General features: G+C 66.5%; 16 protein-coding genes. 9 read left to right on the top strand and 7 right to left on the bottom strand.

Annotated features, from left to right (window positions below; translation table 11 throughout):
* Nucleotide 1: 1 nt before the first annotated feature.
* The 3 genes from ACQR0U_RS04520 to ACQR0U_RS04510 form a co-directional block, all read right to left on the bottom strand.
* On the bottom strand, nucleotides 2-1879 hold the full coding sequence (locus ACQR0U_RS04520) for an extracellular solute-binding protein (RefSeq protein ID WP_434842659.1): 1878 nt from the start codon (nucleotides 1877-1879) through the stop codon (nucleotides 2-4).
* Nucleotides 1876-3720, bottom strand: a complete 1845-nt coding sequence (locus tag ACQR0U_RS04515) for an extracellular solute-binding protein (RefSeq protein WP_316225955.1) — start codon at nucleotides 3718-3720, stop codon at nucleotides 1876-1878. The genes ACQR0U_RS04520 and ACQR0U_RS04515 overlap by 4 nt, the downstream gene beginning before the upstream one ends.
* Before the next feature lie 375 nt (nucleotides 3721-4095).
* Nucleotides 4096-4644: a c-type cytochrome gene (locus tag ACQR0U_RS04510; RefSeq protein WP_315825971.1), complete on the bottom strand. Its 549-nt coding sequence runs from the start codon at nucleotides 4642-4644 to the stop codon at nucleotides 4096-4098.
* Nucleotides 4645-4884: 240 nt separating this feature from the next.
* Between ACQR0U_RS04510 and ACQR0U_RS04505 the strand changes: the two genes are divergently transcribed.
* Nucleotides 4885-5625 carry a 3-deoxy-manno-octulosonate cytidylyltransferase gene (locus ACQR0U_RS04505; RefSeq protein ID WP_316172672.1) on the top strand — a complete coding sequence of 247 codons (741 nt, stop codon included), beginning with the start codon at nucleotides 4885-4887 and terminating at the stop codon, nucleotides 5623-5625.
* Nucleotides 5626-5646: 21 nt separating this feature from the next.
* Nucleotides 5647-6507 (top strand): prephenate dehydratase, encoded by an 861-nt coding sequence (locus tag ACQR0U_RS04500; RefSeq protein ID WP_316169528.1) that lies wholly within the window; start codon nucleotides 5647-5649, stop codon nucleotides 6505-6507.
* On the opposite strand, the gene ACQR0U_RS04495 is transcribed toward ACQR0U_RS04500, so the two are convergent.
* Complete coding sequence (locus tag ACQR0U_RS04495; protein ID WP_316172754.1) at nucleotides 6488-7411, bottom strand: LysR family transcriptional regulator; 924 nt, start codon at nucleotides 7409-7411, stop codon at nucleotides 6488-6490. The genes ACQR0U_RS04500 and ACQR0U_RS04495 overlap by 20 nt on opposite strands.
* Nucleotides 7412-7512: 101 nt before the next feature.
* Between ACQR0U_RS04495 and ACQR0U_RS04490 the strand changes: the two genes are divergently transcribed.
* Both ACQR0U_RS04490 and ACQR0U_RS04485 read left to right on the top strand, forming a co-directional pair.
* Nucleotides 7513-8370 (top strand): SDR family oxidoreductase, encoded by an 858-nt coding sequence (locus ACQR0U_RS04490; RefSeq protein ID WP_316172673.1) that lies wholly within the window; start codon nucleotides 7513-7515, stop codon nucleotides 8368-8370.
* Nucleotides 8371-8448: 78 nt separating this feature from the next.
* Nucleotides 8449-9114, top strand: coding sequence for an NAD(P)-dependent oxidoreductase (locus ACQR0U_RS04485; protein ID WP_316169531.1), 666 nt, complete (start codon nucleotides 8449-8451; stop codon nucleotides 9112-9114).
* A gap of 372 nt (nucleotides 9115-9486) precedes the next feature.
* Here the strand turns inward: ACQR0U_RS04485 and ACQR0U_RS04480 are convergent, their stop codons facing one another.
* Nucleotides 9487-10506 carry an LLM class flavin-dependent oxidoreductase gene (locus tag ACQR0U_RS04480; protein WP_315713793.1) on the bottom strand — a complete coding sequence of 340 codons (1020 nt, stop codon included), beginning with the start codon at nucleotides 10504-10506 and terminating at the stop codon, nucleotides 9487-9489.
* A 371-nt stretch (nucleotides 10507-10877) separates the two neighbouring features.
* Between ACQR0U_RS04480 and metF the strand changes: the two genes are divergently transcribed.
* From metF to ACQR0U_RS04455, 5 genes are all read left to right on the top strand, one after another.
* Nucleotides 10878-11795, top strand: coding sequence for a methylenetetrahydrofolate reductase [NAD(P)H] (gene metF, locus ACQR0U_RS04475; RefSeq protein ID WP_315713792.1), 918 nt, complete (start codon nucleotides 10878-10880; stop codon nucleotides 11793-11795).
* On the top strand, nucleotides 11795-15661 hold the full coding sequence (metH, locus tag ACQR0U_RS04470) for a methionine synthase (RefSeq protein ID WP_316201479.1): 3867 nt from the start codon (nucleotides 11795-11797) through the stop codon (nucleotides 15659-15661). Before metF ends, metH begins: the two co-directional genes overlap by 1 nt.
* 323 nt (nucleotides 15662-15984) lie before the next feature.
* On the top strand, nucleotides 15985-17118 hold the full coding sequence (locus ACQR0U_RS04465) for an ABC transporter permease (RefSeq protein ID WP_316167378.1): 1134 nt from the start codon (nucleotides 15985-15987) through the stop codon (nucleotides 17116-17118).
* Entirely contained in the window at nucleotides 17115-17834 is a 720-nt protein-coding gene (locus ACQR0U_RS04460; protein WP_316167376.1) for an ABC transporter ATP-binding protein, read from the top strand. Before ACQR0U_RS04465 ends, ACQR0U_RS04460 begins: the two co-directional genes overlap by 4 nt.
* Nucleotides 17831-18853 (top strand): HlyD family secretion protein, encoded by a 1023-nt coding sequence (locus ACQR0U_RS04455; protein ID WP_316167375.1) that lies wholly within the window; start codon nucleotides 17831-17833, stop codon nucleotides 18851-18853. The genes ACQR0U_RS04460 and ACQR0U_RS04455 overlap by 4 nt, the downstream gene beginning before the upstream one ends.
* A gap of 237 nt (nucleotides 18854-19090) precedes the next feature.
* On the opposite strand, the gene ACQR0U_RS04450 is transcribed toward ACQR0U_RS04455, so the two are convergent.
* On the bottom strand, nucleotides 19091-19723 hold the full coding sequence (locus tag ACQR0U_RS04450) for a glutathione S-transferase family protein (protein ID WP_434842658.1): 633 nt from the start codon (nucleotides 19721-19723) through the stop codon (nucleotides 19091-19093).
* Nucleotides 19724-19783: 60 nt separating this feature from the next.
* Nucleotides 19784-20377: a GNAT family N-acetyltransferase gene (locus tag ACQR0U_RS04445; protein WP_316225807.1), complete on the bottom strand. Its 594-nt coding sequence runs from the start codon at nucleotides 20375-20377 to the stop codon at nucleotides 19784-19786.
* Nucleotides 20378-20429: the final 52 nt, after the last annotated feature.

Genomic DNA, 20429 nt, shown 5'->3' with positions numbered 1-20429 from the left:
ACTACTTCGCCTGCTCCAGCTTTGCGGCCTTGGCGGCATCGTACCACCAGATGTCGGGGGCGCCGACGCCCGAGGCGTATTTCGGCGGCTTCGGCGGATGGTCGAACTGATCCCAATAGGCGATCGGGTGGGTCTGGCGATACCATTGCGGTATCCAGTAGTGGCCGGCGCGGAACACGCGGTCGAGCGCCCGGCAGGCCAAGGTCAGCTCGCTGCGCGTCTCCGCGGCGATCGCCTTGGCGACCAGCGCATCGATCGCGGGATTGCTGATCCCGGCGAGATTGTAGGAGCCCTTGGTTTTGGCCGTGTCCGAGGTGAAATAAGCCCGGAGGCCGTCGCCGGGGGTCGGCGACATCGACATGCGCTGAATGGCGATGTCGAAATCGAAATCCTCGACGCGGGCGCGGTACTGCACGGCATCGACGATGCGCAAATCGGCGTCGATGCCGAGCGTCTGCAGGTTCTTGATCAGGGTGCCGTGGTGCGGCTTGAACGAGACCTCGTCGATCAGGAACTCGATCGCGAACACCTCGCCGGACGGCAGCAGCCGCTTGCCGTCCTTGACCGGCAGGCCGGCCTGCTGCAAGAGCTGCATGGCCTTGCGCAGCAGCGCGCGATCCTGGCCGGAGCCGTCCGAGACCGGCGGCACGAACGGCTCGCCGAACACATCGTCAGGCACCTGGCCGCGGAACGGCTCGAGCAGCTTCAGCTCCTCGGGCGAGGGCGGCCCGACCGCGACCATGTCCGAGTTCTGGAACGGCGACACCGTGCGCGCATAGGCGCCGTACATGATGGTCTTGTTGGTCCACTCGAAGTCGAACGCGTAGGTCAACGCCTGGCGGACGCGGGGATCCTTGAACTTGTCGCGGCGGGTGTTGATGAACCAGCCCTGCCCGCCGGACGGCGTCTCGTCCGGCAAGAGCTCGCGCTTGACGCGGCCGTCCTTGATCGCCGGGAAATCGTAGCGCGTGGCCCAGATGCGCGCGGTGAACTCCTCGCGGAACAGATAGCTCTTGGCGGTGAAGCCCTCGAAGGCGACGTCGCGGTCGCGATAGAACTCGTAGCGCACGATGTCGAAATTATACATGCCGCGGCTGACCGGCAGATCGGCCGCCCACCAGTCCTTGACACGCTCGAACTCGACGTAGCGGTTGATCTCGTATTTGCCGACCTTGTACGGCCCCGAGCCGAGCGGCACGTCGAGCGGACCCTCGTCGAACGCGCGGTTGGCGTACCAGGCCTTGGAGAAGATCGGCAGGGTCACGACATAGAGCGGCACGTCGCGCGCGCGCTTCTCGACGAAGCTCACCACGACGGTCGCATCGTCGATCGCCTCGGCCTTCACGAAGTCGCGCAGCTGAACAACGATCAGTGGATGGCCCTTCTCCTTCAGCGTGTTCAGCGAGAAGGCGACGTCTTGCGCGGTGATCCTGCTGCCGTCATGGAAGCGCGCCTCGGGCCGCAAGGTGAAGCGGTAGGCCAGCTTGTCCGCGGAGACCGCCACGGATTTCGCGACCAGCCCGTACACCGCGTCCGGCTCGTCGCTCGCGCGCACCATCAGGGTCGCGAACGTCATGTCCATGCCCTGCGCGCCCTCACCTTTCAGGACGTAGGCATTGAACGAGTTGAAGGTCTGATAGGACTGGTTATAGGCGCGCACCGAGGGGATCAGCGAGAACATCCCGCCCTTCGGAGCGTCGATATTGACGTAATCGAAATGATGGAAGTCGGCTGGATATTTCAGGTCGCCGAAGGCCGACGTGCCGTGCGACTCGGGGCCGAACTCCGCGGCCACGGCCGGCGTCAGCAGCGGATAGCTGAGCGCGCCGAACCCAAGCCCGAGCACGCCGCGGCGCGACAGATGCGGGAGCCGGCTCAAGAGCGCTTCACCTTGGCGGCCTTGTCGGCATCGTACCACCACAGATTCGGCCAGCCGGACCGCGCATATTTCGGGAACGGCGTGAAATGGCTGAAGCGGTCCCAGCGTGCGCTGCGCGCGAACGGGTAGGTGAACTGGGGGACGACGTAGAAATTCCACAGCAGCACCCGGTCGAGCGCATGCGTCGCCGCTTCGAGGGAGGCACGATCCTTGGCGTAGATGATCTTCTCGATCAGCGCGTCGACAGCGGGGTTCTTGATGCCGATCGTGTTCTTCGAGCCGGACTCGTCGGCGGCCTTGGAACCCCAGAAATCGCGCTGCTCGTTGCCGGGCGACAGCGACTGCCCCCAGACATCGATGATCATGTCGTAGTCGAAGGTGCGCACCCGGTTCTCATACTGGACGTTGTCGACCTGGCGTACCGTGACAGCGACGCCGAGGCGCTCCAGCGACGGCTTGTAGAACAGCACGATACGCTCGGAGGACGGGTCCTGGACCAAGAGTTCGACCGTGACCGGCTTGCCGGCGGGATCGACGAGCTTGCGGTCCTTGATCTCGAAGCCTGCGTCCTTCAGCAGCCTGGTGGCCTCGCGCAGATTGGCGCGAACATTCTCGGGATTGCCGCCCACCGGGGCCTGGTAGACCGTGGTGAACACGTCCGGCGGCACCTTGTCGCGCAGCTCCTCGAGGATCTGCAGCTCCTGGCCCTGCGGCAGCCCGGAACAGGCCAGATCCGTGCCTTCGAAATAGCTGTTGATCCGCTTATACTGGCCGTAGAACAGCTGCTTGTTCATCTCCTCGAAATCGAAGGCGTAGTTGAAGGCACGCCGCAGCCGCGCGTCCTGGAATTGCGGACGCCGCAGGTTGAAGGCGAAGCCCTGCATGCGGCCGGAATCGCTGATCGGGAATTCGTCCTTGACCACACGCTTGTCGTTGATGGCCGGGAAGTCGTAGGCCGTCGCCCATTGCTTGGCGGAATTCTCGTTGATCCAGTCGGCCTGATCGGCCTTGAAGGCCTCGAGGGCGACGATGTTGTCGCGGAAATATTCGAACTGCAGCTCGTCGAAATTGTTCTGGCCGATCTGGACCGGCAGGCTGGCGCCCCAGTAGTCCTTGACGCGCTCCATCTTGATCGAGCGGCCGGGCACGAACTCCTTGATGCGATACGGGCTCGACCCGAGCGGCGGCTCCAAAGTCGTCGCAGTGACGTCGCGCTTGCGGCCCTGCGCGTCGGTGCCTTCCCACCAGTGCTTGGGCAGAACCAGCAGCTCACCGACGATGTGCGGCAGCTCGCGATTGCCCGGACCATCGAAGGTGAACTTGACCTCGAGGTCGCCGGTCTTCTCGGCCTTTACGACATGGCGGTAGTAGGAGGAGTAGTGCGGGCTGTTCTTCTTGAGCACGTCGAGCGAGAAGATGACGTCCTCGGGCGTCACCGGCTTGCCGTCGTTCCAGCGCGCTTCCTTGCGCAGCCGGTAGATGACCCAGGAGTAGTCGTCCGGATAGGCCGCCGACTCGGCGAGGAGGCCGTATTCGGTCGACACCTCGTCCTGCGAGCGCGTCATCAGGGTCTCGTAGACCAGCCCCGCCGCGGACGCGATGTTGCCCTTCACATACATCACGACGATGTTGAAATTGTCGAAGGTGCCGAGCGAGATCATCCGCGCTGTGCCGCCCTTGGGCGCGTCGGGATTGACGTAGTCGAAGCGCTTGAAGTCCGCCGGGTACTTGATCTCGCCGAACAGCGACAGGCCGTGGCGCCAGACCAGTTGCTCACCGGCCTGCGCCTGCGCGGCGTCGAGCGGGGCAAGGCTGGCGGCGGTGCCGAGCGCCGGGGTCATCGCAGCGAAGACGCTGCTCTGCAGGAGCTGTCGTCGGGTAATCGTCAAATGAGACTTCCTCTGAATAAGACCGCTTGAAGCAGGTGGTCGGCCGTGGCCGCTGCTGCTCCCAGATCCAACGTTCGATCGTAACCCAATTCGCAAGGGCAGGTTTCGCCGGCCTCAGCCAGGGTGCTCCGGCCCCGCGAACCCGTTCCATTCAGGGGACCAATATACGGCAAGGTTTCGACCAATAACCTTGCTTTTTCCTCATGATACCGGGTTGTGAACGAGGTGGATGCGACCAAAGGTCCCAAATGCGGCGAATTTCGTCCCGCAAAGCAAAACGGCCGGGCTTGAGGCCCGGCCGTCGGAAATTGGGGGGTTAGCAGCCGATCACTTGGCTGCGGTCGGCAGCGGCGCCGGATTGTCCGACAGCGAGTTCAGGTAGGCCAGCACGTCGGCGCGCTCCGAGTCCTTCTGGATGCCGGCAAAGCCCATCGCGGTGCCCGGGATGTAGCCCTTCGGATTGGCGATGAAGTGGTTGAGATCCTCGATCGTCCAGGTGCCGCCCTTGGCCTTCATCGCGGCCGAGAAGTTGAAGCCGCGGCCTTCGCCGATCTTGTCGCCGACGATGCCGTAGAGGTTGGGGCCGACGGCATTCTTGCCGCCCTTGTCGAAGGTGTGGCAGGCCGCGCATTTCTTGGCGGCGGCAGCGCCCTTCTCAACCGAGGCGGTTTGCAGCAGCTTCTCGATCGGCTCGGCCGCGGCCGGCGCAGCGGCTTCCTTGCCTGCGCCCTGGGCCTCCTTCACGGCGATCTCGAACCCCGGTTTCTCCGGCATTTTCGGCGCGAAGATCGCGCCAGCGGAGAAGCTCGTGACCAGCACGACCAGACAGGCGGCCAGAACGGCGCCGAGGATTTTGTTCAGTTCGAAGGAGTCCATTTTGGAATCAGGCTCCGAGGGCGGATTTCATTGCTTGGAAGGCCGCGGGGCCGCGACCGTGAATCGCCCCAGGATTCGTCAAGGCATCGAGCGGAATCGAGCCGTCGCGCCTCCCCCTGCGGCAGAAGTGAGATATCGGTTTGCCCGTGCTCTGGCAACCCGTATAAGCGGGCCGCCCCTGCTGTCCCCATCCAGTCCGGCCCGCGCTGTTGCGACCGGCTCCGACCTGCCGTTTCCCGGATGACCAAGTCCAAAATCCTCGTGCTGATCCCTGCCCGCATGGCCTCGACCCGCCTGCCCGGCAAGCCGCTGCTCGACATCGCCGGCCAGCCGATGATCGTGCAGGTGCTCCGGCGCGCGCAGGAGGCCGCGATCGGCCGCGTGGCCGTGGCAACCGACACGCTGGAGATCGCGAACGCCGTGACGGCGGCGGGTGGCGAGGTGGTGATGACCAAGCCCAATCATCCCTCCGGGTCGGACCGCATCTACGAGGCCATGTGCAAGCTCGACCCTGCGCGCGAGGCCGAGATCGTGGTCAATCTGCAGGGCGATTTCCCGACCATCGACCCGCAGAACATCAGCGACGTGCTGCCGCCGCTGGACGATCCCGCCGTCGACATCGCGACCCTTGCCGCGCAGATCCATACCGAGGAGGAGAGCCTCAATCCGAACGTCGTCAAGGCGGTCGGCTCGCCTCTCGGCGGCCGGCGCATGCGCGCGTTGTATTTCACCCGGGCCACGGCGCCGTATGGCGACGGACCGAGGTACCATCACATCGGGCTTTACGCCTACCGCCGGGCGGCGCTGGAGCGCTTCGTCAGCCTGCCGCCGTCGCCGCTGGAGCAACAGGAAAAGCTGGAACAGCTGCGGGCGCTGGAAGCCGGCATGCGCATCGACGTGATGGTCGTCGACGCCGTGCCCCGCGGCGTCGACACCCCCGCCGACCTCGAAACCGCACGCCGGCTGCTGTCCAAGTCCTAAGCTGCTGCTACAAGGCCCCTCATGAGCAAGATCTTGAAAATCGCATTCCAGGGCGAGCCGGGAGCCAATTCCCACATCGCCATTTCCGAGGCCTATCCGACCGCCGAGGCCATGCCGTGCGCGACCTTCGAGGACGCGCTGAGCGCGATCTCCTCCGGCGAGGCTGACCTGGGCATGATCCCGATCGAGAATTCGGTCGCCGGCCGCGTCGCCGACATCCATCACCTGCTGCCGGCCTCCGGCCTCTACATCATTGGCGAGTGGTTCCTGCCGGTCCGCCACCAGCTGATGGCGCTGAAGGGCACCAGGCTCGCCGACATCAAGACGGTCGAGAGCCACGTCCATGCGCTCGGCCAGTGCCGCCGCATCATCCGCCAGCTCGGCGTCCGGCCGATCGTCGCCGGTGACACCGCGGGCAGCGCCCGGGACGTCTCCCAGCGCGGCGACAGGAGCGTCGCGGCGATCGCCTCGCGCCTCGCCGCCGAGATCTACGGCCTCGACATCCTCGCCGAGGACATCGAGGACGAGGCCCACAACACCACCCGCTTCGTCGTGCTGGCGCGCCAGGAGCAATGGGCCGAGCAGAACTCCGGGCCGTTGGTCACGAGCTTCGTGTTCCGCGTCCGCAACCTGCCGGCTGCGCTGTACAAGGCGCTCGGCGGATTCGCGACCAACGGCGTCAACATGACCAAGCTCGAGAGCTACATGGTCGACGGCAATTTCTTCGCGACGCAGTTCTACGCCGACGTCGACGGCCATCCCGACGACAAGGGGCTGGCCTTCGCCCTGGAGGAATTGAAGTTCTTCTCGCGCGAACTGCGCATCGTCGGCGTCTATCCGGCGCATCCGTTCCGCGCGACCTTCAGCGAGCGGATGGAATGATCGGACCGTCATCCCGCGGCTCCACATAGGCCGCCAGCTCGGCCGGCGTTCCCACCGGGAATGCCTGCTTCAGATGGTCGAGAAAGGCGGAGACGCGCGCGCTCAACAGCCGCCGCGACGGATACAGCGCCCACAGCGCAACCGCTGGCGCGTCCAAATCGCCCCAATGCGCCAGCCGGCCAGCCGCCAGATCGTGGCTGACGAGCGAGAGCGGCAGGCATGCGGCACCGACGCCGGCACGGACCGCATCGCGCACCATGATCAGCGATGACAACCGCAGGATCGGATCGATCGCGATGCGCGACGATCCCGTTGCAGCCATGACGTCCCACGCTGCGATCTGCTCGGTGCTACGAACAACCGCAGGAACGAGCGCGCCGTCCGCCGGCCGCGTCAGGCTTGGGCTGGCCACGACCACCAGCCGATCGCGCAGGAAGATGCGGCCGACGAGGCTCTCATCGGGATCGGGATTGACCCGGATCACTAGGTCATAGCCCTCCTCGACCATGTCGACGGCGCGGTCGTCGGTCGTCACCTCGAGCCGGACCTCCGGATATCTGAGCGCGAACGTAGCGGCGAGCTTACCCATCGCGGTCTGCGAGAACAGCAGCGGCGCGCTGATCCGCAACCGGCCGCGCGGCTGATCGCCGCCTGAGGCTATCGCACCGACGGTCTCGTCGAGCTCGGTCAGCAGCGCGCCCGTGCGCTCGAACAGCGCCCGCCCTTCCTCGGTCAGCCTCAGTGTGCGCCCGCCGCGCTCGATCAGCCTGATGTCCAGGCTCGCTTCGAGCTCCGCGACGCGGCGGGACAGCGTTGCCTTCGGACGACCGCTGGCGCGGGCGGCCCGGCCGAAGCCGCCGTGGCGGGCGACGAGCGTGAAATCGGCGAGCGCGAGCAGATCCATCTGTTCCATCAATGAGACGACATGTCCAAATATAGCGCCTATTGGCTCGCGTTTGGATCGATATCTTCCGGGTGTCTCAACACCAACCCCGGAGTGATCCCATGACCATCCTCGTGACCGGTGCCACTGGAACCGTCGGCCGTCGCGTCGTCGAACAACTCGTCAGGCGCGGGGCCGATGTCCGCGCCCTCGTCCGCGATCCTGGGAAGGCCAAGCTTCCGGCGGGCGTTCAGATCGCCCAAGGCGACCTGCTCGACGTCGATTCGCTGCGCGGCGCGTTCTCGGGCGTCTCGACCCTGTTCCTGCTCAACGCCGTCACGCCTGATGAATTCACTCAGGCGCTGATCGCGCTCAATCTGGTCCGCGAGGCCGGCATCGAGCGCATCGTCTATCTGTCGGTGATCCACGGCAACGTCTACGTCAACGTGCCGCACTTCGCCGGCAAGTTCGCCGTCGAGCGGATGGGCCTGAACGCCACCATCTTGCGCCCCGCCTACTTCATGAACAACGATCTCGCGATCAAGGACGTCGTGCTCGACTACGGCGTCTACCCGATGCCGATCGGAGCCAAGGGCCTCGCGATGATCGACGTCAGCGACATCGGCGAGATCGCAGCGATCGAGCTGATCCGCCGCGAGCAGTCAGCCGTGCCGCTGCCGCTCGATCGCATCAACCTGGTCGGTCCGGACACGCTGACCGACGCTGATGCCGCTGCGATCTGGTCTGACGTGCTGGGCCGCACGATCGCCTATGGCGGCGACAACACCGCGCAGTTCGAGACCAACCTCCGGCAGGTCATGCCGAGCTGGATGGCGTTCGACATGCGACTGATGGCCGAGCGCTTCCTGACCGACGGCATGGTGCCGGGCGAGGGCGACGTCGCGCGCCTCACCACGCTGCTGGGCCGGCCGCGGCGCTCGTACCGCGACTTTGTCGCCGAGATCTCGGCCACGGCCTGAAGCCGAGCCGCTCATCATCCCCCGAAACCAAATTGCGCGGCGCGCTTCCGCGAATGCGCCCCCTCCATGGAGATCATCATGACCAGTCAAGATAGCAATGTCACCACACCCAAGTCTAACATCCTCGTGCTTGGCGCCACCGGCGGCACCGGACGGCTGATCGTGCGCGACGCGCTGGCGCGCGGCCATCACGTCACCGCGCTGGTGCGCTCGCCCGACAAGGCCGGGGACCTGCAAGGCGCGCAACTGATCGTCGGCGATGCGCGCGACGAAGCCACGCTTCGCAAGGCGCTCAAGGGACAGGATGTCGTCATCAGTTCCTTGGGCACCTCGCTCAGCCCGTTTCGCGAGGTCACCACGCTCTCGACATCGACGCGGGCGCTCGTCAAGGCGATGGAGGCCGAGAATGTTGCGCGCCTTGTCGCCATCACCGGGATCGGCGCAGGCGACAGCCGGGGACATGGCGGCTTCGTCTACGACCGGCTGATCCTGCCGCTGCTGCTGCGCAACGTCTATGCCGACAAGAACCGGCAGGAGGCGATCATCCGCGATAGCGGGCTCGACTGGGTCATCGTCCGTCCCGCCATGCTCAACGACAAGCCGGGCGGCCAGACGGTCCGCGCGCTGACGGACCTCACAGGTTTTCACGGCGGCACGATCGCGCGGGCCGATGTCGCGCGCTTCGCGGTGGACCAGGTGAGCGACGACAGCTTCCTGCGTCGTTCGCCGCTAATCACGTGGTGAGACCGGCACGGCGCGCTTCGAAGTCCCGATCACGCCATTGTTCGCCTCAACTCTCTGCACGAACTCCGTTCGTCCAAGTGGGGGCTAGTTCGAGCACACATCTTCGCGGCGACGGGATTTTACCTCGCCCCGCTTGCGGGGAGAGGTCGGATTGCATCGAAAGATGCAATCCGGGTGAGGGGGGCTCTCCGCGAATGCGGTGCTCGCGGAGAGCCCCCCTCTCCCCGCAAGCGGGGCGAGGGAGCCCACCGTCCGTGCCTTGAAGTGACTGGATCCGACTTCGAGATGCGTGCTCACGCTAGCCCCGTCGGGGAGAGCTGAATCTTGATGCTGCACGATCCAGAACTCATCGGCTGCTGGGCTCGTGCGGGACTACGCCGCCGCCTTCCGCTCCAGGCCGAAGGCGTCGGCAAGCAGGCTGTAGGAGCGCTTGCGGGCGTCGTGGTCGAAGGTCGCCGTGATCACCATCAGCTCGTCGGCCTGGCTTGCCGCGATCATCGGATCGAGCTTGGCTCGCACCGTCGCCGGGCTGCCCACGAACAGCCGCGACCGGTTGCGTGCGATCGAGGCGCGGTCGGCGTCTGTATACATGTACGCCGCGGCCTCCTCGGGGCTCGGCAGCGGCAGGAACTGGCCGCGGTCGCGCCTGAGGCGGTTGAGGTCCATCGACGACGCCAGCCGCTCCGCCTCGGCGTCGGTCTCGGCCGTCACCACCGCGACCGCCAGGATCGCATGCGGCTGTGTCCGCCAGCGCGACGGCGTGAAATGGGCGCGGTAGGTTCGCATCGCGTCGACGGCGTCGTGGCTGGCGAAATGATGTGCGAAGCCGAACCCCATGCCGAGCTGCGCCGACAGCTCGCTGGAATAGTCGCTGGAGCCGAGCAGCCAGATCGGCGGCAATGGCGCGTCGTCGGGCATGGCGATGACGTTGTTGTAAGGATGACCGGCAGGGAACTCGCGGGTCTCCCACAGCATCAGCTCATGCAGCCGCTCCAGGAAGTCGTCGCCCTCGCGGCGGTCGAGCCGGCTGCGCAGCGCATAGGCCGTGGTGCCGTCGGTGCCCGGCGCGCGGCCCAGGCCGAGATCGATCCGGCCGGGAAACAGTGCCTCCAGCATCTTGAAGCGCTCCGCGACCACCAGCGGCGCATGGTTGGGCAGCATGACGCCGCCGGAGCCGACGCGGATGTGCTGCGTCGCTGCCGCGATCTGCCCAATCATGATGTCGGGCGACGGGCTCGCCACCGACGGCAGGCTGTGGTGCTCAGCCAGCCAATAGCGGACGTAGCCGAGCTGATCGACATGGCGGGCCAGATCGATGCTGTTGCGCAGTGCCGCCGAGGCAGGCGTGGCGGTGGTCGTGACGGAGAGGTCGAGCACTGAAAGCGGGATCATGGCTTCAACCTAATGACTGCGCGGCGTGCCACAATGGGCCAACCGCGGCGGAGCCCTGCTGGAAATGCAGGGATCGACATCATCCCGAGTTGGGACGCTGACATTGTATACAACGTCGCCCTCGAAACATCCCACACTCGATCTCGATCAAATCCGTTCACCCACAGCCAACACACATTGAAACATCAACATTTTATCTGCCCATCACATGATCGATGATAGCGGACAAAAGTCATCAAAATACATACAAGTGGGCTAAATCCCATTTAGGGTGGGCTGTCTATTGCGACGCACTTCCCTTATCTTCCCACATCCAAAGAGCGATCCCCTCTTGAGTTGAAATTTACGCGCCACCGGGAACCTGCGCTGCCATGACCGACCTCGCCACCGCCATCGCCGACGGCCACTCCGCAATCATCCGGCCGAAGATCTCGTTCGAGTTCTTCCCGCCGAAGACCGAGGAGATGGACCGGACGCTGTGGGCCTCGATCGAGCGCCTCGCCCCTCTGGAGCCGAGCTTCGTCTCGGTGACCTACGGCGCGGGCGGCTCGACCCGCGAGCGCACCCACGCCACGATCGCGCGCATCCTGAAGGAGACCGCGCTGCTGCCGGCGGCGCATCTCACCTGCGTCGGCGCTTCGCGCCACGAGATCGACGAGGTCGTCGACCGCTATCACGAGGTCGGCGTCCGCCACATCGTGGCGCTTCGCGGCGATCCGCCCGGCGGCATCGGCACGCCCTACTACACCCATGCCGAGGGCTATCAGAGCTCGCCCGAGCTGATCGCCGGCATCAAGAAGCGCCATCCCGACATCGAGGTCTCGGTCTCGGCCTATCCGGAGAAGCACCCCGAGAGCCGCGACTTCGACGCCGACATCGACATGCTCGAGGCCAAGGTCGACGCCGGCGCCACCCGCGCCATCACCCAGGTGTTCTTCGACAACGATCTCTACTTCCGCTACCTCGACCGTGTCCGCGCCCGCGGCATCACGATCCCGATCGTGCCCGGCATCATGCCGATGCACAATTTCAAGCAGGCGCGTGGCTTCGTGACGCGCGCCGGCACGACGGTGCCGGACTGGCTGGCCGAAAAATTCGACGGTCTCGACGACGATCCCGAGACCCGCAAGCTGGTCGCGGCGACCGTCGCCGCAGGCCAGGTGCAAAAGCTCGCCAAGCATGGCGTCGACACCTTCCATTTCTACACCATGAACCGCGCCGACCTCGTGTTCGCGATCAGCCATCTGCTCGGCATCCGTCCGAAGTCCGCCAACAAGGCTGCCGCCTGATGTCCACCCCTGTATCTCCAGCGCGTACCGCCTTCCTTGCCGCTGCAGCCAAGCGCATCCTGATCCTCGACGGCGCCATGGGCACGATGATCCAGGCGCTGCAGCTCGACGAGGCCGCCTTCCGCAGCGAGCGGTTCAAGGACTTCCATCGCGACCTCCGCGGCAACAACGACCTGCTGATCCTGACGCAGCCCGACGCCATCGAGGACATCCACGCGCAATATCTGCGCGCCGGGGCCGACATCGTCGCCACCAACACCTTCTCGGCAACCTCGATCGCGCAGGCCGATTACGACCTCTCCGACATCATCTACGAGCTGAACCGCGAGGGCGCCCGGCTCGCCCGCAATGCCGCGACCCGCGTTGCGGCCGAGGACGGCAAACAGCGCTTCGTCGCCGGCGCAATGGGCCCGACCAACCGCACCGCCTCGATCTCGCCCGACGTCTCCAACCCCGGCTACCGCGCCGTGACCTTCGACGACCTCCGGCTCGCCTATGGCGAGCAGGCGCGCGGGCTCCTGGACGGCGGCGCCGACATCCTGCTGCTCGAGACCATCTTCGACACGCTCAATGCCAAGGCGGCGCTGTACGCCATCGCCGAGCTCTGCGAGGAGCGCGGCATCGACGTGCCCGTGATGATCTCGGGCACCATCACCGACAAGTCCGGCCGCCTGCTCTCGGGCCAGATGCCGGAGGCGTTCTGGAATTCGGTGCGGCATGCCAGGCCGCTGACCATCGGCTTCAACTGTGCGCTCGGCGCCGAGGATCTGCGCGCCCATGTCGCCGACATCGGCCGCGTCGCCGACGCGCTGGTGTGTGCCTATCCCAATGCCGGCCTGCCCAACGAGTTCGGCCAGTATGACGAGACGCCGGCCTACATGGCGCGACTGATCGGCGAATTTGCGCGGGACGGCCTCGTCAACATCGTCGGCGGCTGCTGCGGCACCACGCCCGAACATATCGCGGCGATCGCCGCCGCCGTCGCCCCGCACAAGCCTCGCGCCGTGCCGGAGATCGCGCCGCGGCTGCGGCTGTCGGGCCTCGAGCCGTTCGAACTCACGCCCGCCATTCCGTTCGTCAATGTCGGCGAGCGCACCAACGTCACGGGCTCGGCCAAATTCCGCAAGCTGATCACCGCCGGCGATTACACCGCGGCGCTGCAGGTCGCGCGCGACCAGGTCGAGAACGGCGCCCAGGTCATCGACGTCAACATGGACGAGGGCCTGCTGGATTCGGAAGCCGCGATGCGGACCTTCCTCAACCTCGTCGCTGCCGAGCCGGACATCGCCCGCGTTCCCGTGATGGTCGACTCCTCGAAATTCCACGTCATCGAGGCCGGCCTGAAATGCGTGCAGGGCAAGCCGGTGGTGAACTCGATCTCGCTCAAGGAAGGCGAGGAGAAGTTCATTCACGAAGCGAAGATCGCGCGTCGCCACGGCGCCGCCGTGGTCGTGATGGCGTTCGACGAGACCGGCCAGGCCGACACCTACAAGCGCAAGACCGAGATCTGCGCCCGCGCCTACAAGATCCTGGTCGAGCAGATCGGCTTTCCGCCTGAGGACATCATCTTCGATCCCAACATCTTCGCCATCGCGACCGGACTTGAGGAACACAACAATTACGGCGTCGACTTCATCGAAGCGACACGCTGGATCCGGCAGAACCTGCCGCATGCGCATGTCTCGGGCGGCGTCTCCAATCTCTCCTTCTCGTTCCGCGGCAACGAGCCGGTGCGCGAAGCCATGCATTCGGTGTTCCTGTATCACGCCATCAAGGCGGGCATGGACATGGGCATCGTCAATGCCGGCCAGATGATCGTCTATGACGACATCGATCCGGAGCTGCGCCAGGTGTGCGAAGACGTCGTGCTCAACCGCGACCCCGGCGCCTCGGAGCGGCTGCTGGCGCTGGCCGAGAAATTCCGCGGCCAGGGCAAGCAGACCAAGGAGGCCGATCTGGCCTGGCGCGAATGGCCGGTCGACAAGCGGTTGAGCCACGCGCTGGTGCATGGGATCACGGAGTTCATCGAGCAGGACACCGAAGAGGCGCGCGCCGCCTCGACGCGGCCGCTCGACGTCATCGAAGGCCCGCTGATGGCCGGCATGAACGTGGTCGGCGACCTCTTCGGCGACGGCAAGATGTTCCTGCCGCAGGTCGTGAAGTCCGCGCGCGTGATGAAGCAGGCGGTGGCCTATCTGATGCCGTTCATGGAGGCGGAGAAGGCTGCCAACAAGGGCCGGGCCAACGAGCGCTCCAACGCCGGCAAGATCGTGCTCGCCACCGTCAAGGGCGACGTCCACGACATCGGCAAGAACATCGTCGGCATCGTGCTCCAGTGCAACAATTTCGAGGTCATCGACCTCGGTGTCATGGTGCCCGCGGCCAGGATCATCGACACGGCCAAGGCCGAGAACGCCGACATCATCGGTCTCTCCGGCCTGATCACGCCCTCGCTCGACGAGATGGCGTATCTCGCCTCGGAGATGGAGCGCCAGGGTCTCAACGTGCCGCTCCTGATCGGTGGCGCGACGACGAGCCGTGTCCATACTGCGGTCAAGATCGATCCGAACTACCAGAATGGCCCGGTCGTTCACGTCAACGACGCCAGCCGCGCCGTCGGCGTCGCCTCCTCACTGCTGTCGCCGGAGCGCAAGGATACCTACGCCACGGAGGTTCGCAGCGAGTATCAGAAGATCGCCGCTGCGCATCTGCGCGGCCAGGCCGACAAGAAGCGGCTGAAGCTCGCGGACGCCCGCGCCAACGCGCCGAAGATCGACTTCGCCAAGGCGAAGCCGGTCAAGCCGACCTTCCTCGGCACCAAGACGTTCGTCGACTACGACCTCGCCGAGCTTGTGCCCTATATCGACTGGACGCCGTTCTTCCAGACCTGGGAGCTCGCCGGCCGTTTCCCTGGCATCCTCGACGACGCCAAGGTCGGCGAGGCCGCGCGCTCGCTGTATGACGACGCGCTGAAGATGCTGAAGCGCATCGTCGACGAGAAGTGGTTCACGGCGCGCGCCGCGATCGGCTTCTGGCCGGCGAATGCGGCCGGCGACGACATCGTGCTCTATGCCGACGAGGGCCGCACCAAGCAGATCGCGACGCTGCACACGCTGCGCCAGCAGCTCGAGAAGCGCGAGGGTCGCTTCAATACCGCGCTCAGCGACTTCATTGCGCCGCAGGGCTCGGGCGTGCCGGACTATGTCGGCGGCTTCGTCGTCACGACAGGCCTCGGCGAGGATGCCGTCGCCGACCGCTTCAAGAACGCCAATGACGACTATTCCTCGATCCTGGTGAAGGCGCTGGCCGACCGCCTCGCCGAGGCGTTCGCCGAGCGCCTGCATGCCCGCGTCCGCCGCGAGTTCTGGGCCTACGCTCCGGACGAGGCGCTCTCGCCGGACGATCTGATCCTGGAGAAGTATCACGGCATCCGTCCCGCGCCCGGCTATCCGGCGCAGCCCGACCACACCGAGAAGGCGACCTTGTTCGAACTGCTCGACGCCGAGAAGAATGCCGGCGTGCGGCTGACCGAGAGCTTTGCGATGTGGCCGGGCTCGTCGGTGTCGGGCCTCTATTTTGCCTCGCCGGAGAGCTTCTATTTCGGCGTCGGCAAGATCGAGCGCGACCAGGTCGAGGACTACGCCGCGCGCAAGGGCATGACCGTCGCCGAAGTCGAGCGCTGGCTGGCGCCGATCCTGAACTACATTCCGGCAAGGGGCGGCCAGCAGGCGGACGCGGCAGCGCGCGCCGTCGCTTCGCCCGCTCCGGCCAACGACGCCGCCCCCGCCGAGCTCGCGAGCCATCCGGTGGGCTGCACCTGTGCCGTTCATCTCGCCTGGCGCAAGAAGGCGGTCGGCGCGAAGTAGCCGGCGCGGTCGCCCCATCCACAGCTGTCGTCCCCGCGAACGCGGGGACCCATACCGCGTGATCTACCCGTCGTCCGCGGGGCTGATATCGCGCAAAACAACATCTCCCTGTGGTTATGGGTCCCTGCGTTCGCAGGGACGACAGCGGTTATGACGCCCCCTGCTCGGCTCACACGCTGCACTTGGACGCCCCTGCCCGTGTCCCCCGCGCCACGGCCGCCGCGAATGACAATGCGCCACAGCCGGCGCCATGCGATGCAGCGTGGACTTATCCCCGGTAACCGGCTGAAATGCCGCCGGGGCCTCCGGGTGGTTTTTCGTTCATGTCGTTGCAGTTCAGGCTTGCGTCCCGAAACCTGTTCCATGACAGGCTTCGATTCATTGCCACCATCATCGGCATCATCTTCTCGATCGTGCTGGTGACCGTGCAGATGGGCCTCTATGTCGGCTTCCGCCGGATGGTCACGACCATGATCGACCATTCCCCGGCCGAGCTGTGGATCATGCCGGTCGGCACCAAATGCTTCGAGGACCCCTCGCTGCTCGACGAGCGGCAGCGGTTCCGCGCGCTTGCTGTTCCCGGCGTGGCGGAGGCGACGCCGCTGGTGATCGGCTATGCGCAATGGCGGCTGCCGCAGGGCACCACGACGCCGGTCTTCGTGGTCGGCTCGGAACTGCGCGGGCTCGGGCTGCATCCCTGGAACGTGGTGGAGGGACGGCTGGACGACCTGTCCGTGCCGGGCGCGGTCGCCATCGACCAGACCTATTTCGAGCGGCTCGGCATCGGCGGCGCCGGCCAGGCTGCGGAGCTCCGCGACCAGAAGGTGCAGGTGATGGCTGTCACCAAAGGCATCCGCTCGTTCACGACAACGCCTTACGTGTTCACCGACGTCGACCGCGCCCGCGCCTATACCGGCATCGCCTCGAACAAGGCGTCCTATCTGGTGGTCAGGCTGGCGGCCGAGGCCGACCTCTGGACCGTGCAGCGGGCGCTGCGCGACAGCCTGTCCAATGTCGACGTGCTGACCGCAGCCGAGTTCGCGAGCCGCAGCCGCTCGTTCTGGCTGTTCGGCACCGGCGCGGGTGCCGCGCTGTTCGCCGGCGCCCTGCTCGGCCTCATCGTCGGCACCGTGATCGTGGCGCAGACGCTCTATTCCAGCACCAAGGATCACATCAACGAGTTCGCGACCCTGCGCGCGATCGGCTCGTCCAGCCGCTACATCTACACCGTCATCATCTGGCAGGCGCTGCTCAGCGCCATCGTCGGCTTCGCCGGCGCTGCGGCGATCGGCAGGATCGTGGCGGCGGCGACCGCGGAATCGGCGCTGCCGGTCATCATGACCCCGACGCTGACGGTCGCGCTGTTCGTGCTGACGTTGACGATGTGCGTCGGCTCGGCGATCGCGGCGATCCTCAAGGTCATGCGCATTGACCCGACCCTGGTGTTCTCGCGATGACCGACACCGTGCTCGAGGCCACCGATCTCGTGCATCACCTCGGCCAGGGGGCCGGCCGGGTGCAGGCGCTGAAGGGCGTGAGCCTGTCGTTGAAGGGCGGCGAGCTGGCGCTGCTGATGGGCCCCTCAGGCAGCGGCAAGACGACGCTGTTGTCGATCCTGGGCTGCCTGATGACGCCGGATGGCGGTGCCGTGCGGGTTGCCAACCAGCCGGTCGCGGGGCTCGATCCCGAGGCGCTGGCGAAGCTGCGCCGCGAGCGCATCGGCTTCATCTTCCAATCCTATCATCTGTTTCCGACGTTGAACGCCGAGGACAATGTGCGGCTCGCGCTCGACGTGCGCGGCGAACGCGCGCGGGCCACGAAACTGGCGGCGCGCGAGGTGCTCGAGCGGGTCGGCCTCGGCCCGAAGAAGCGGTCGTTCCCGCGCCAGCTCTCGGGCGGCGAGCAGCAGCGCGTCGCGATCGCCCGCGCCATCGTCGGCAAGGCGCAGGTCATTCTCGCCGACGAGCCGACCGGCGCACTCGATACCGCCAACGGTCAGGCGATCATGACCCTGCTCGCCGATATCGCCAAGGATCCGTCGCGCGCGGTGCTGGTGGTGACGCACGATCCGCGCATCCTGCCGTTTGCCAATCGCGTCATTCACATCGAGGACGGCCGCATCGTCCGCGAGGAGAGCGGCGGCGAGTCCATGAAGAAAGTCTCGCACGCATGATATCGGGAATTCCAGAACGCGCTCACCTGCTCGGGCTCGTCGCCGCGGCTGCATTGGCTATCATCGTCACGCCGACCTCGATTCCACCGACGGCGCGTGCCGCCAATGCCCAGGAGGAACGCTGGCTGGCCGTCGCACCCGGCCGGGTCGAGCCGGCATCCGGCCTGATCAAGCTCGGCGCGCCGGTGGTTGGGCTGATCCAGGAGGTGCTGGTCAGGCCAAACGAGACCGTGTTCGCCGGCCAGGCCCTGGTGCGGCTCAGCGATGGCGAAGCTCGCGCGCAGCTCGCCAGCGCCGAGGCGCAGGTCGCGATGCGCAAGCGCGTGCGCAACAAGGAGTCGACGCCGTCTGGCGCGGGTCCCCGGCGCCGCGCCGAAGACGGCCTCGCCGATGCGCAGGCGGCGGCGTTCGACGCGCGTGCTGCGCTCGACAAGGCCGTGACCGAGCGGCGCGCCGGGCGCGGCGCCGATGCCGATGTCGACACCGCACGCACGCAATTGACAGCCGCGCAGGCGAAGCTGGAGCAGCAGGCCGACGAGCTGCGCAAGGTCACCGCTGATGCGCCACTGCCGATCAGCGCCGAGGGCCAGCTCAACGTCGCCCGCAGCGAACTGCAGAGCGCCCGCGCCACGTTGGAAAAGCTCACCATCCGCGCGCCGCTCGACGGCACGGTGCTGCAGGTCAATGCGCGCACCGGCGAGATCGCTTCGCCGCAGACGACGCCACCGCTGGTGCTGCTCGGCGACACGTCCTCGCTGCGCGTGCGCGCCGAGCTCGACCAGCGCGACCTCGACAAGATCAAGGTCGGCCAGCAGGCGGTGGTCCGCTCCGACGCCTTCCGCGGCCGCGACGTCGCCGGCAAGGTCGCCGCCATCGCCCCGCTGGTCGAGAGCAGCCGCACTGCTGCGCTCAGCCAGCGCAACATGACCGATGTCGACGTGGTGGAAGTGCTGGTCGATCTGGCCGAGCCGGGGCCATTCGCGGTTGGGATGAAGGTGGACGTGTATTTCAAGCCGTGAGGGGCGCGCCGTTCGGCCTACGCCTCGTGCGCTGCTGCCCACCCTCCCCTGGAGGAGGAGGGTCGCTCGCACGCGCAGCGGGCGATCGGGGTGGGTGAAGCCACGAGCACTGCTGCTGATGAGAGATCACCCCACCCCGCCTCACGTTTCGCTTCGCTCATCGTGCGGCGACCCTCCCCCTCCAGGGGAGGGTGAGCACCGAGCAAGCGGCACGGTCTGACGTCTCGATGGACTCCATCAATCCCCGCTCGGCGGGGCCAGCGGCTGGACGATCTCCTGGAATGGCGGCAGCGCCTCGCACCTTGCGGCGTGGGCCGCCAGCGCCGGATAGCGCGCGGCGTCGAACAGATGCGGATGCGCCTCGCGTGTGAAGCGCAGCACGCAGGCGACGGCGATGTCGGCGTGGCCGATGTTGTCGCCATACCAATAGGCGCTCGTCACATCTGCGCGCTCGGCCTCCAGCATTGCCAGCACGCCGGAGATCTGGGCCTCGCAGCGCGCGACCCACAGCGCGAGGCGGTCCTTGCGCAGCACGCGCTCGTAGATCAGGCTGACGGCCTTGTCGCCGAGACCGGTCGCGAGCGCGACCGTATGCAGCTGCTGGCGGCGCAGCGCGCCGCTCCGCGCCAGCATCGCGCGCTCGGGCCCGACGGTCTCGTCGAGATGATCGAGGATCGCCGCTGAATCGATCAGCGCCTCGCCGTCATCCAGCACCAGCACCGGCACGCGCAGCAGCGGATTGTACGGCGCGATCTTGTCGGCGTCGCCGAAGGTCGACCACGGCTTGTGCTCGAACGGCACGCCGTAGAGCTTGAGCGCGATCGCGGTGCGGCGGACGAAAGGCGAGTCGTATTGGCCGATCAGGAACATCGGTTATCCTCCTGTGCGGCGCATTGAAGCGCCGTTCGGCGCCGTTGTCAGCTCCGATGTTCAGGCGAGCAGCGGCACATGCGCTGCGACGTCGCGCGGCAGCGTGCCGTCGAGGCGCGGGTCGGGGGCGATCTCGATCTGCCGCCGGAAGGGACGGAAGCCGGAGCGCTGGTAGAAGGCCAGCGCACGGGGATGATCGAAGCTGCAGGTGTGGACCCAGAGCCGCGTCAGCGGCTGCGCCCAGGCGCGGCGCAGCGCGTGGTTCATCAGCAGCCGTCCGGCGCCGGTGCCGATCAGCTTCGACGTGACGCCGAACAGCGCCAGCTCGCAATCGGTCTTCTTGCGGAAGTCGAGCTCCAGCAGGGCTTCATCACCGCCGCCATGCGCCAAGGTGTAGATCTCGACTCCGTCAGCGCGAATCGTCTTGGCAAGCTCCGCATCGCTCATCCGCGTGCGCTGCGACCACAGCCACTCCCAGCCGACGCGGGCATAGAGGTCGCGGTACCAAGCGAGATCGGGCTGCGCGACGCGGCGAATGCTCCAGTCGCCGACCGGATCGGGCGGCAGCACCGGCGGTGCCAGCATTTCCAGCGAGGTCACCACGGCCGCGACCTTGCCGGGCGGGACGTCGACATATCCGTCGGGAATGGTCACTCAAGACGACCTGATTGAAGGGTGATCGGCAACCAGCTTACCTCGGACGTAA

The organism is Bradyrhizobium sp. HKCCYLRH3097, from assembly GCF_051167875.1.
In the GTDB taxonomy this organism is placed as follows: Bacteria; Pseudomonadota; Alphaproteobacteria; order Rhizobiales; family Xanthobacteraceae; genus Bradyrhizobium.
Note: the sequence above shows the minus strand (reverse complement) of the source record. Positions and strands in the feature narration are given on the sequence as shown.